The 12,721-nt window shown below is 52.1% G+C and carries 12 protein-coding genes; 9 read left to right on the top strand and 3 right to left on the bottom strand.

Going from position 1 to position 12,721, the window contains the following annotated elements; genetic code table 11:
- Positions 1 to 6 precede the first annotated feature (6 nt).
- Complete coding sequence (gene ackA / locus MUU46_RS09790) at positions 7 to 1,209, bottom strand: acetate kinase (protein WP_159760398.1); 1,203 nt, start codon at positions 1,207 to 1,209, stop codon at positions 7 to 9.
- A gap of 60 nt (positions 1,210 to 1,269) precedes the next feature.
- On the opposite strand from ackA, the gene MUU46_RS09785 reads away from it, so the two are divergent.
- The 5 genes from MUU46_RS09785 to MUU46_RS09765 all read left to right on the top strand — a co-directional run bounded on the left by MUU46_RS09785 (position 1,270) and on the right by MUU46_RS09765 (position 5,172).
- On the top strand, positions 1,270 to 1,479 hold the full coding sequence (locus MUU46_RS09785; protein ID WP_159760396.1) for a hypothetical protein: 210 nt from the start codon (positions 1,270 to 1,272) through the stop codon (positions 1,477 to 1,479).
- 69 nt (positions 1,480 to 1,548) lie between these two features.
- A complete protein-coding gene (gene yfbV / locus MUU46_RS09780) occupies positions 1,549 to 2,004 on the top strand; it encodes a terminus macrodomain insulation protein YfbV (protein WP_159760394.1) in 456 nt (151 codons plus the stop codon).
- Between the two features lie 83 nt (positions 2,005 to 2,087).
- On the top strand, positions 2,088 to 2,582 hold the full coding sequence (locus MUU46_RS09775; protein WP_159760392.1) for a YfbU family protein: 495 nt from the start codon (positions 2,088 to 2,090) through the stop codon (positions 2,580 to 2,582).
- Positions 2,583 to 2,593: 11 nt separating this feature from the next.
- Positions 2,594 to 3,253, top strand: a complete 660-nt coding sequence (locus MUU46_RS09770) for a sugar phosphatase (protein ID WP_258965422.1) — start codon at positions 2,594 to 2,596, stop codon at positions 3,251 to 3,253.
- Between the two features lie 92 nt (positions 3,254 to 3,345).
- Complete coding sequence (locus MUU46_RS09765; protein ID WP_258965421.1) at positions 3,346 to 5,172, top strand: SLC13 family permease; 1,827 nt, start codon at positions 3,346 to 3,348, stop codon at positions 5,170 to 5,172.
- Positions 5,173 to 5,281: 109 nt separating this feature from the next.
- Here the strand turns inward: MUU46_RS09765 and yfbR are convergent, their stop codons facing one another.
- The gene (gene yfbR / locus MUU46_RS09760) at positions 5,282 to 5,881 is read right to left on the bottom strand and encodes a 5'-deoxynucleotidase (RefSeq protein ID WP_110509238.1); all 600 of its coding nucleotides are present in this window, start codon (positions 5,879 to 5,881) and stop codon (positions 5,282 to 5,284) included.
- Between the two features lie 81 nt (positions 5,882 to 5,962).
- Positions 5,963 to 7,180, bottom strand: coding sequence for an alanine transaminase AlaA (gene alaA, locus MUU46_RS09755; RefSeq protein WP_159761993.1), 1,218 nt, complete (start codon positions 7,178 to 7,180; stop codon positions 5,963 to 5,965).
- Between the two features lie 940 nt (positions 7,181 to 8,120).
- Here alaA and lrhA point away from each other — a divergent pair.
- The 4 genes from lrhA to nuoC all read left to right on the top strand — a co-directional run bounded on the left by lrhA (position 8,121) and on the right by nuoC (position 12,721).
- Positions 8,121 to 9,062 (top strand): transcriptional regulator LrhA, encoded by a 942-nt coding sequence (gene lrhA, locus MUU46_RS09750; protein WP_258965420.1) that lies wholly within the window; start codon positions 8,121 to 8,123, stop codon positions 9,060 to 9,062.
- 627 nt (positions 9,063 to 9,689) lie between these two features.
- Positions 9,690 to 10,136 carry an NADH-quinone oxidoreductase subunit NuoA gene (gene nuoA, locus MUU46_RS09745; protein WP_159761991.1) on the top strand — a complete coding sequence of 149 codons (447 nt, stop codon included), beginning with the start codon at positions 9,690 to 9,692 and terminating at the stop codon, positions 10,134 to 10,136.
- A 15-nt stretch (positions 10,137 to 10,151) separates the two neighbouring features.
- Positions 10,152 to 10,826: an NADH-quinone oxidoreductase subunit NuoB gene (gene nuoB / locus MUU46_RS09740; RefSeq protein WP_097161758.1), complete on the top strand. Its 675-nt coding sequence runs from the start codon at positions 10,152 to 10,154 to the stop codon at positions 10,824 to 10,826.
- Between the two features lie 89 nt (positions 10,827 to 10,915).
- Positions 10,916 to 12,721 (top strand): NADH-quinone oxidoreductase subunit C/D, encoded by a 1,806-nt coding sequence (gene nuoC / locus MUU46_RS09735; protein WP_159761990.1) that lies wholly within the window; start codon positions 10,916 to 10,918, stop codon positions 12,719 to 12,721.

The raw sequence follows: 12,721 nt of genomic DNA, 5'->3' as shown, positions 1-12,721 counted from the left end.
GTGGAATCAGGCAGTCAGACGAGCTGCGTCTTGTGCGATGACCAATTCTTCGTTGGTCGGGATGACCACGGCAGGACGGGTGCCTTCTTTGTTGATGAAGCCAGACTTGCCGAAGCGGGCAGCCAGGTTGCGCTCGTGATCAACGTCGAAGCCCAGAACGCCCAGTTTACCCAAGGACAGTTCGCGAACCATCGCGGCGTTTTCGCCGATACCACCGGTGAAGACAACAGCGTCCAGACGACCGTCCATCAGCGCGGTGTAAGAACCGATGTATTTCGCCAGGCGGTGGCAGTAAACGTCCATTGCACGTTTAGCGTCTGCTTTGGTTTCGTAGTTGTCTTCAACATAACGGCAGTCGCTGGTGACTTCGGTCAGACCCAGCAGGCCAGACTCTTTGGTCAGCATTTTGTTGATTGCATCAACGCTCATGCCCAGGGTGTCGTGCAGATGGAAGATGATTGCCGGGTCGATGTCACCAGAACGGGTGCCCATGACCAGACCTTCCAGTGGGGTCAGACCCATGGAAGTATCAACACATTCGCCGTTACGGATAGCAGAAACAGAACCACCGTTGCCCAAGTGGCAAGTGATAATGTTCAGTTCTTCAACCGGCTTGTTCAGAACTTTAGCGGCTTCCTGAGTCACGAAGAAGTGGCTGGTGCCGTGTGCGCCATAGCGACGAACGCCGTGTTCTTTGTACAGGCTGTACGGCAGAGCATATAAGTAAGACTCTTCCGGCATGGTCTGATGGAACGCGGTGTCGAAGACAGCAACGTTTTTGTCTTTCAGGTTCGGGAAGGATTTCAGCGCTTCCGCGATGCCGATCAGGTGTGCTGGGTTGTGCAGCGGTGCAAAAGAGGCTGCATCTTTGATACCCTGAATAACGGAATCGTCGATAATCACAGAACCGGTGTATTTTTCGCCGCCGTGAACAACACGGTGACCGATAGCCGCCAGCTGAGCAGACAGTTCTGGTTTTTGTGCCAGAATAGTGTTAACGATAAAGTTAAGCGCTTCACTGTGAGCGGCGCCTGCACCTAAAGCCGCTTCTTGTTTGGCGCCGTCCATTTTCCATTTCAGACGTGCTTCAGGGAGATGGAAACATTCGGCCAAACCAGAGAGGTATTCTTCACCATTGATCGCGTCGATGACAGCGAATTTCAGTGAAGAGCTACCGCAGTTCAGAACCAGTACTAACTTACTCGACATGGAAGTACCTATTAATCTTATGTGGCTAAAAAAACGTCAGTGAGTCAAAGAGCGTAGCGCATGATGACGCTGACATTTATGATTAACATCATGCTCAATACTTTTAGCAGGCATGATGAAAGAAATTCGGGTGATTCATCCTTCAGTTTTGCACAATTTTCAACCGATGGCAGAATGTGCAATAATTTGACGAATCGCGAGAGTGGGTCTACGCCCATCTCAGGCCGCACAGGATACCTGAATGCCGCCTTTATTGCCAAAATGTTTTGAACGTTGTCATGCATAGTTGTTGTTTTGCACGAAATTTTGATTTTTTATCTGTGAAGTTGAGGTAACGCCATGTCGACACCCGAGAACCGCCCGGTAAACTTTTTCAGTTCGTTCCGCCGTGGGCAGCACTACGCGAAGACGTGGCCGATGGAAAAACGCCTGGCACCGGTGTTTGTTGAAAACCGCGTCATCCGTGCCACCCGCCACGCTATTCGCTTCATGCCGCCGGTTGCGGTGTTTACGCTGTGCTGGCAAATCGCCCTCGGCGGCCAACTAGGCCCGGCCATTGCGACCGCACTGTTTGCGCTGAGCCTGCCGATGCAAGGATTATGGTGGCTGGGCAAGCGTTCCGCCACTCCGCTGCCGCCAACGATTTTGAGCTGGTTCTATGAAGTGCGCGGAAAATTGCAGGAGTCAGGCCAGGTTCTGGCACCTTTTGAAGGAAAGCCAGATTACCAGGCGTTAGCTGACACGCTTAAGCGCGCATTCAATCAATTGGATAAAACTTTCCTTGATGATTTGTAATTAACTATCAAAAACGCATATAAAAGAGGGCATACACTTTGTAAGCCCTCTTTTTTCATGCGTAAGCGCAACAGGAGTCGAAAATGGAAATGACCAACGCTCAACGTCTGATTTTGTCAAATCAGTACAAAATGATGACCATGATGGATCCCGACAACGCCGAGCGTTACCGCCGCCTGCAGACGATCATCGAGCGCGGCTACGGTCTGCAAATGCGCGAACTGGATCGTGAATTTGGCCAGCTGACCGAGGAAACCTGCCGGGTGATCATCGACATTATGGAGATGTACCATGCGCTGCACGTTTCCTGGACCAACCTTAAAGACGCAGACGGCGTGGACGAACGTCGGGTGACTTTCCTCGGCTTCGATGCCGCAACCGAAGCCCGCTATCTCGGCTACGTGCGCTTTATGGTCAATACCGAAGGCCGTTACACCCATTTCGATGCCGGTACTCACGGTTTCAACGCCCAGACTCCAATGTGGGAAAAATACCAACGTATGCTCAGCGCATGGCATGCGTGTCCACGTCAGTATCACCTGAGCAGCAACGAAATTAATCAGATTATTAATGCCTGATGGAGGCCACCGTGCAGTGCAAAGGCTTTTTGTTTGATCTCGACGGTACACTGGTGGATTCACTGCCGGTTGTAGAACGTTCTTGGTGTCATTGGGCTGACCGTCATGGTCTGAGCCACAGTGAAGTCCTGAGTTTTATTCACGGTAAGCAGGCAATTACGTCGCTGCGCCACTTCCTGCCTGGCCGTACCGAAGAGGAAATTCAGGTGGAGTTCAGCTGGCTCGAACGAATGGAGTCCGAGGACACCGCCGGGATCACCGCTCTGCCGGGGGCGCTGGCGTTGCTGAATCATCTGGATGATGCCGGTATTCCGTGGGCGATCGTGACCTCTGGTTCCGTTCCGGTGGCACATGCGCGTCATCGCGCGGCGGGCCTGCCGGACGCAAAAGTGTTTGTCACTGCTGAGCAGGTAAAACGCGGTAAGCCGGAGCCTGATGCGTATCTGCTCGGCGCTGAACTGTTGGGCTTTGCCCCGGCAGAATGCGCAGTAGTGGAAGACGCGGCGGCGGGGATGCTTTCTGGTCTCGCGGCAGGCTGTCACGTAATTGCCGTGAACGTGCCCGGCGATGCACCGCGGTTAAACGAAGCGGACTTCGTACTGACCACGCTCGAAGCGCTAAGCATTAACCGGCAGCTCGATGGCACAGTTGATGTGCGTCTGAAAGACTAAACGCATGATCTGGCCTCGCTTCGGCGGGGCTTTTTTATGCCACAATGATCGCTCTCTTCTCTGACAAGACTCTCTTCTGACAAGGACACGTTGTGAACGGTGAACTGATTTGGGTGTTGTGCCTGTTGGCGGTGGCGGTGCTGCTTTTCGCCACTGGCAAAGTGCGCATGGATGCCGTCGCCCTGCTGGTTATTGTTGCCTTTGTTCTGAGCGGAACGCTCACCCTCAGCGAAGCCTTTTCCGGCTTCAGTGATCCTAACGTTATCCTTATCGCCGCGCTGTTTATCATCGGCGACGGACTCGTACGCACCGGCGTTGCCACCAGTATGGGCTCATGGCTAGTGAAAGTGGCGGGCAACAGCGAAATCAAGATGCTGGTGTTCCTGATGCTGACGGTGGCGGGGCTTGGCGCGTTTATGAGCTCCACTGGCGTGGTAGCCATCTTCATTCCTGTGGTGCTTAGCGTCTGCATGCGCATGAATACCTCGCCATCGCGCTTAATGATGCCGTTGAGTTTTGCCGGGCTTATCAGCGGCATGATGACGCTGGTCGCTACACCGCCAAATTTGGTGATTAACAGCGAGCTGCTCCGCGAAGGTTTGCAAGGTTTCAGTTTCTTTAGCGTGACGCCGATAGGCCTGGTGGTTCTGTTGCTCGGCATTGTGTATATGCTGCTGGTGCGTTTTATGCTTCCCGGCGACGACGAAAACCAAAAGAATGATAAACGCCGCACGTTTCGCGATTTAATCAAAGAGTATCGCCTGAACGGCCGTGCGCGCCGATTGGCTATTCGTCCGGGCTCGCCACTGGTTGGCCTGCGTCTGGATGACCTCAAACTACGTGAGCGATACGGCGCAAACGTGATCGGCGTGGAGCGCTGGCGGCGTTTCCGTCGGGTAATTGTCAACGTTAACGGTGTGTCGGAGTTTCATGCGCGTGACGTCCTGCTGATTGATATGTCAGCGGCAGACGTCGACCTGAGACAGTTTTGCACGGAGCAGTTGCTGGAGCCGATGGTGCTGCGCGGCGAGTATTTTTCCGATCAGGCGCTGGACGTCGGCATGGCCGAAGTATCGCTGATCCCGGATTCAGAACAGGTAGGAAAAACGGTGCGGGAAATGGAATTTCGTACCCGCTTTGGGCTGAATGTGGTGGGCATGAAACGCGAAGGTAAAGCCGTCGACGGTGCGGTGGTGGATGAAACGATCGCGCTGGGAGACATTCTGCTGGTGGTTGGCAACTGGAAACAGATAGCGCAACTCTCGCAACGGGGGCGTGATTTTGTGGTGCATAACATGCCAATCGAAGTTAACGACGCTTCCCCGGCACACAGTCAGGCTCCACATGCCATTTTCTGCCTGGTGTTGATGGTCGCTCTGATGTTGACGGACGAAATTCCTAACCCTATCGCCGCGATCGTATCCTGTTTGCTGATGGGTAAATTCCGCTGCATCAACGCCGAAAGCGCCTACAAAGCCATTCACTGGCCGAGCATTATTTTGATTGTCGGGATGATGCCGTTTGCGCTCGCCCTGCAAAAAACAGGCGGCGTTGATTTAGTGGTTAAAGGGTTGATGGAAGTCGGCGGTGGGCAGGGACCGTATCTGATGCTGATCTGTTTGTTCGTGATGTGCGCCACGATTGGTCTGTTTATATCCAACACTGCCACCGCTGTGCTGATGGCGCCAATTGCGCTGGCTGCGGCAAAATCGATGGGCGTGTCGCCTTATCCGTTTGCGATGATGGTGGCGATGGCTGCCTCGGCGGCATTTATGACGCCAGTCTCCTCACCGGTTAACACGCTTGTTCTGGGGCCGGGGAAATACCGCTTCAGTGATTTTGTGAAGATAGGCGTGCCGTTCACGGTGTTAGTGATGGTGGTGTGCGTGGTGCTGATTCCGGTGTTGTTCCCATTCTGATACGATCCTCCGGCTGCGCGAGCGCTCGCGGTTTATAGGCCCGGCAAGCTAAGTGGACTGACCCCTTAACGTTGGACAGTTTACATTAAGCGCCGCCGGGCAGAGCGAGTTACAGAGGCGAATCCTGACTGATTTCATCCAATGAAAGCTGGAAGCTCGGCACAAAGACCTGCATGAAATAGTCCATTTCCGGGCTACGACGCGATTCCAGCGTTTTTTCCAGACGGCTTTTCGCCAGCAAAAACTCGTTATTTCCTGCGGATAGTTCTTCCAGACATTTCAGGTACGCACACAGCGCATCTGCCTGTTTAACCAGCAGTCTTTCTTCTTCGCTGCACTGATGCTCATCAATCAGCGGCGCGAAGATATCTCGCAGTTCTTCCGGTACCATATCGACCAATTTTTGCTGGGCAATCTTTTCAATCGCTTTATATTCCTGCGCAATTTGCGAGTTGAAGTATTTTACCGGCGTCGGCAGGTCACCTGTCAGTACTTCGGACGCGTCGTGGTACATCGCCAACAGCGCTATGCGCTCGGCGTTCACCGAACCGTTAAATTTGCGGTTTTTAATCGCCGCCAGCGCATGGGCTACCATCGCCACCTGCAAACTGTGCTCGGAGACGTTTTCGGTGCGCACGTTGCGCATCAGTGGCCAGCGGTTGATCAACTTCAGACGGGAAAGATGGGCAAAGAAATGACTCTGGCTCATGGGGATCCTTGATGCGTTACAGCAGGTTACCCATTGTGCGCTGAGTTGACCGCCGGATGCAAACCCCGGCGGTCGACGGTGTTATGCCTGACGGTAGCCGGACAGGAAGCGGCTGAAGCGCGAGATAGACATTTCCAGGTCATCCATGCGCGGCAGCGTTACGATACGCACGTGATCTGGCCACGGCCAGTTGAAGGCGGAGCCCTGAACCAGCAGGACTTTTTCCTGCAGCAGGAAATCGAGCACCATTTTTTGATCGTCGTGAATATTAAAACGCTTACTGTCGATTTTCGGGAACATATACAGCGCGCCGTTTGGCTTCACGCAACTGACGCCCGGGATTTCGTTGATCAATTCCCACGCACGGTTACGCTGCTCATAAAGACGGCCGCCCGGGACGATAAATTCGCTGATGCTCTGATAACCGCCCAGCGCCGTCTGAATGGCGTGCTGAGCCGGAACGTTGGCGCACAAACGCATCGAGGCCAGCATTTCAAGCCCTTCGATATAGCCTTTCGCGTGTTTCTTCGGCCCATTCAGAACCATCCAGCCTTGGCGGAAACCCGCGACACGGTAGGTTTTTGACAGGCCGTTAAAAGTGACGGTCAGCAGATCCGGCGCCAGGGCGGCGATCGAATGGTGCTGTGCTTCGTCATAGAGGATCTTGTCGTAGATTTCGTCAGCGAAAATAATCAGGTTGTTCTGACGCGCGATTTCCACGATTTCCAGCAGTAGCTCTTTGGAGTACACCGCGCCGGTTGGGTTGTTCGGGTTAATAATCACGATCCCACGCGTGCGCGGGGTAATTTTACTGCGAATGTCGTCCAGGTCCGGGAACCAGCCTGCAGATTCATCACACAGATAATGCACCGCTTTACCGCTGGAGAGCGACACTGCCGCCGTCCATAATGGGTAATCCGGGGCCGGCACCAGCATTTCATCGCCGCTGTTGAGCAGCGCCTGCATCGCCTGAACAATTAGCTCAGACACACCGTTACCGATGTAGATATCTTCTACCGTGACGTCACGCATATCGCGTGCCTGGTAGTGCTGCATGATGGCCTTACGGGCCGAATAGAGGCCCTTGGAATCGCAATAGCCCTGTGCCGTTGGAAGATTACGGATCACATCGACGAGGATTTCGTCAGGGGCATCGAAGCCGAACGGGGCCGGGTTGCCGATATTCAGTTTAAGAACCTTGTTGCCTTCTTCTTCAAGGCGTTTAGCTTCTTTAAGTACCGGACCGCGGATGTCATAACAGACATTATCTAATTTGCTGGATTTTTCGATGGGGGACATGAATCTTGACCTTTTCGCTAGTTTTGCCACTCCCTGCCGTGGAAGTCTGCACGGAATAAGGTACTCCCCATCCCGGGTGTTTTGAAGAGTTGGCAGGACAATATTTTGCACATTGCGTGATGTCTGTGTGATTTGTTTGTCTGCAATTTGGCCGCTTCGTCTGCCTATATCACCACGTTTAGTATTCATCGTGGTGATTAATGTTGTCATTTTCCTTTTCGTTTGGATTTTTGACTAAATTATCCTGGGCCGCCGCCGACTATCCTGCCGGATTATTTTGATATCGGGCGAAATTTCAACCACTAAAAGCTGGTGGTTTGCTACCCTATGGATGAGGGATAATATCACTTTCTGTGAATGCATTGTTAAGCTTTGTTAATGAAACAATATTTAAATAATTACTATTTCTTCATTAATTGCAAAGTTGTCTCTGTGGTTTGTTAATTTATTTAGAGATCATGATTAACATTTAAAAATTTATGTAAGATAATACCTAATAACACTTATAAATATAAAGGTTTTGCGGTAGGATGCCGTGGTAAGCAGGCTCTGATTATCAGCATTCAAGTGATATTCGTGCTTGCTGGGATAATATAACTTAATGTTATTGCTGGTGTTTTTGTTGTGTTTGATGTGCCTGTAATTTTTTATTTTATTGTTGAGTGTTCTTTAAGAATTTAAAGTTAAAGTAACAGTTTTATTGGAAATACTCACATAAAAGTGTCAGAAATAATTAAATCATCATTCAGATGTAAACGAAAATATAGCTAAGGGGTCTGCTTAACGAGAAGCAGGCAGGCAATTATAATGCAATAACGCTCTTTCAGGTATTCGTCCGGCTTGCCGGACCGGGGGATGTGATTCAAAAGGAATTGCCTGATTTTCTTAGAGCACAGCATCAACCAGGCAGGTCAGCACAAGCAACCTGTAAGTGAAGAATATGATTAACGCAAATCGTCCGATATTGAATCTCGATCTCGATCTGCTGAGAACGTTTGTTGCGGTCGCTGATCTGAACACCTTTGCTGCAGCTGCAGCTGCTGTGTGTCGTACCCAGTCTGCTGTCAGCCAGCAGATGCAGCGCCTTGAACAGCTGGTTGGTAAAGAGCTGTTCGCCCGTCATGGTCGAAATAAGCTGCTGACGGAACATGGCATACAGCTGCTGGGCTATGCGCGAAAAATTCTGCGCTTTAACGATGAAGCATGTACATCGCTGATGTTTAGTTCCCTGCAGGGGATGTTAACCATCGGTTCTTCTGATGAGTCAGCAGACACCATTCTGCCTTTCTTGCTCAACCGTATCAGTTCGGTCTACCCGAAGCTGGCGCTGGATGTGCGCGTTAAGCGTCATGGCGAAATGGGCAACATGTTACAGGCCAGCGAAGTCGATCTGGTGTTAACCACCCATCGGCTGGCGCAGTATGAAGCGATTTCATTGCGCACCTCGCCAACGCTTTGGTACTGCGCCGCGGATTACATGCTCCCGCCAGGCGAACCTGTACCGCTGGTGTTGCTCGAGGATCCAAGCCCATTCCGCGATATGATTATTGATACCCTGAATGCCGCACGCATTCCGTGGCGTCTGGCGTACGTCGCCTCAACGCTGTCTGCCGTACGGGCAGCCGTGAAGGCTGGATTAGGTGTCACTGCGCGCCCGGTGGAGATGATGAGCCCGGAACTGCGCGTACTGGGTAAAAGTGATGGATTGCCGCAATTACCCGACACCGAGTATCTGCTGAGCTGCAACACTCACAATCCGAACGAGCTGGTACAGGCCATTTTCCAGTCGCTGGATAGCTACAATAATCCCTGTTATCAGTTCGGGACATCTACCTCCGAAGGGGGAGACGATAACCTTGTTGCTGAGAAGGATTTAGAGTAACAAGTCCGGTTCTATCTGGTAACAATTTGTAAGTGTAAAAAAAGGCCGCTGAAGCGTAAATTGTGTTCAGCGGCCTTTTTTGTGGGTAAAGAGTGAACGTATGTGTACCGTTCCGTTTATTTATACTTATTTTTCATTTGGTTGTTAACTACCTGGCTCCATTTTCCACTTTTTACAAACCCAACTTCCAACTTCCTGCTAATGTTAAAAAAACGGCTAGATTGTTGCCAGTTTACAGTGTGAATTAACAAAAGCGTGTCTCAGATCAAGAAAATACTCCCCAATAGGGGGAGGAATCACCGGCGATTCCTGTCAAAATAGAAGAGTAATTCGTGTTTAAGCCTCAGACGGACACGATTCACCAACCGTAAATTCCCTCGGTTATTTCACCGTGAAAAGGCTAAAGGGCATTTAATGTTAATGAAAGGTGTTCGGTGTAAATTAATGTGAGGAAACTTTTGTTAAAGTTGACAAAAGGTTATAGAAAGGAGTAAAAAACCACATCATTTAGATGTTTAAGCCATTTGTGGCACACATTTTGTGGTTTTTTCATTCCTCCCCATGAATCATGTGGCGTTCATCTGCCAGCCAGAGCAGAGTTTCAGCGCTACTTATTTTGGTTAAGCAATGCGTATGTCAACATCCACTGAAGTCATCGCTCATCACTGGGCATTCGCTATATTTCTCATCATTGCCATAGGCCTCTGCTGTTTGATGCTGATTGGCGGTTGGTATCTCGGCGGTCGCGCGCGCGCGCGTAGCAAGAACACCCCGTTCGAGTCGGGTATCGACTCTGTGGGCTCAGCCCGCTTACGTCTCTCGGCGAAGTTCTACCTGGTCGCCATGTTCTTCGTCATCTTTGACGTGGAAGCCCTTTACCTTTACGCATGGTCTACGTCTATCCGCGAAAGTGGTTGGGTGGGCTTTGTTGAAGCCGCAATTTTCATTTTAGTGCTACTGGCAGGCCTGGTTTACCTCGTCCGCATCGGTGCGCTGGACTGGACGCCTTCGCGCTCCCGTCGCACGCTGGTTAACCCGGAAACCGACAGTACTACTAATCGTCATACGCAGTAAAAGCGAGGCAATAAGATGGATTATACGCTCACCCGCATAGATCCTAACGGTGAGAACGACCGTTACCCCCTGCAAAAACAGGAGATCGTAACCGACCCTCTTGAGCAGGAAGTAAACAAAAGCGTGTACATGGGCAAGCTCGAAAACGCCCTGCACGATATGGTCAACTGGGGTCGCAAGAATTCAATCTGGCCATACAACTTTGGCCTTTCCTGCTGCTACGTTGAAATGGTGACGTCATTCACTGCGGTGCATGACGTTGCGCGTTTTGGGGCAGAAGTACTGCGAGCTTCCCCGCGTCAGGCTGACCTGATGGTGGTTGCCGGTACCTGTTTCACCAAAATGGCCCCGGTCATTCAGCGTCTGTACGATCAGATGCTTGAGCCAAAGTGGGTTATTTCCATGGGTGCCTGTGCAAACTCTGGCGGCATGTACGACATTTACTCTGTCGTGCAGGGCGTCGATAAGTTTATCCCGGTCGATGTTTACATCCCTGGCTGCCCGCCGCGTCCGGAAGCCTACATGCAGGCTCTGATGCTGCTGCAGGAATCCATCGGCAAAGAACGTCGTCCGCTCTCGTGGGTGGTTGGCGATCAGGGCGTGTATCGCGCCAACATGCAATCTGAGCGCGAGCGTAAACGCGGCGAACGTATTGCTGTGACGAATCTGCGGACACCCGACGAGATTTAACTTTGCGCCTGTGGGCAGTGGACAAAGCCTTCGCATATCAAAATTAATAGCGCGGAGCCACGCCCAACAGTCACCACGGAACTTTTGCAATGGTGAACAATATGACCGATTTAACCGCGCACGAAGCTGCCGCATGGCAGACCCGGGATCATCTCGATGACCCGGTGATTGCCGAACTGCGCAACCGTTTTGGGCCGGATGCCTTTACCGTTCAGCCGACCCGCACCGGGGTACCCGTTGTTTGGGTTAAGCGCGAACAGTTACTGGAAGTGGTCGATTTCCTCAAGAAATTACCGAAGCCTTACATCATGCTGTTTGATTTACACGGCATGGACGAGCGTCTGCGCACACACCGTGACGGGTTACCCGCCGCGGATTTTTCCGTTTTCTACCATCTCATGTCTATCGATCGCAACCGCGACATCATGCTCAAGGTTGCGCTGTCTGAGAATGACCTGAATGTGCCGACGGTGACCAAACTTTTCCCTAACGCTAACTGGTATGAGCGCGAAACCTGGGAAATGTTCGGCATCAACATCGAGGGCCACCCGAATCTGCGTCGCATCATGATGCCGGATACCTGGGAAGGGCACCCGCTGCGTAAAGACTACCCGGCGCGCGCCACCGAATTCGACCCGTTTGAGCTGACTAAAGCCAAGCAGGATCTGGAGATGGAAGCGCTAACCTTCAAACCTGAAGACTGGGGCATGAAACGTAGCACCGAAAACGAGGACTTCATGTTCCTCAACCTCGGCCCTAACCACCCCTCTGCGCACGGTGCGTTCCGTATCATCCTGCAGTTGGATGGCGAAGAGATTGTCGACTGTGTTCCGGATATCGGTTACCACCACCGTGGTGCTGAGAAAATGGGTGAGCGTCAGTCCTGGCACAGCTACATTCCGTACACCGACCGTATCGAGTACCTCGGCGGCTGTGTGAACGAAATGCCATACGTGCTGGCCGTTGAAAAACTGGCCGGGATCAAAGTGCCTGAGCGCGTTGATGTTATCCGCGTAATGCTCTCTGAACTGTTCCGTATCAACAGCCACCTGCTGTATATCTCCACCTTCATTCAGGACGTCGGTGCCATGACGCCGGTGTTCTTCGCGTTCACCGACAGGCAGAAAATCTACGATCTGGTCGAAGCGATCACTGGTTTCCGTATGCACCCAGCCTGGTTCCGTATCGGCGGTGTCGCACATGACTTGCCGCGTGGCTGGGATCGTTTGCTGCGTGAGTTCCTTGACTGGATGCCAAAGCGTCTGGCTTCTTACGAGAAGGCCGCGCTGCGTAACTCTATTCTGAAAGGCCGTTCTCAGGGCGTTGCTGCGTACACCGCGAAAGAAGCGCTGGAGTGGGGCACCACCGGTGCTGGCCTGCGTGCTACCGGGATAGACTTCGACGTGCGTAAGGCGCGTCCGTACTCTGGATATGAAAACTTCGACTTCGAAATCCCGGTTGGCGGTGGTGTATCCGACTGCTACACCCGCGTGATGCTGAAAGTGGAAGAGCTGCGCCAGAGCCTGCGCATTCTTGAACAGTGTTACAAGAACATGCCGGAAGGCCCGTTCAAAGCGGATCACCCGCTGACGACGCCGCCACCGAAAGAGCGCACGCTGCAGCATATCGAAACCCTGATCACTCACTTCCTGCAGGTTTCCTGGGGTCCGGTCATGCCGGCCAACGAATCCTTCCAGATGGTTGAGGCGACCAAGGGCATCAACAGTTACTACCTGACAAGCGACGGCAGCACCATGAGCTACCGTACCCGTATTCGTACGCCGAGCTATGCGCACTTGCAGCAGATCCCGGCCGCGATCCGCGGAAGCCTGGTCTCGGACCTGATCGTTTATCTGGGTAGTATCGATTTTGTTATGTCAGATGTGGACCGCTAA

Source organism: Scandinavium tedordense, assembly GCF_024764965.1.
Lineage (GTDB): Bacteria > Pseudomonadota > Gammaproteobacteria > Enterobacterales > Enterobacteriaceae > Scandinavium > Scandinavium tedordense.
Note: the sequence above shows the minus strand (reverse complement) of the source record. Positions and strands in the feature narration are given on the sequence as shown.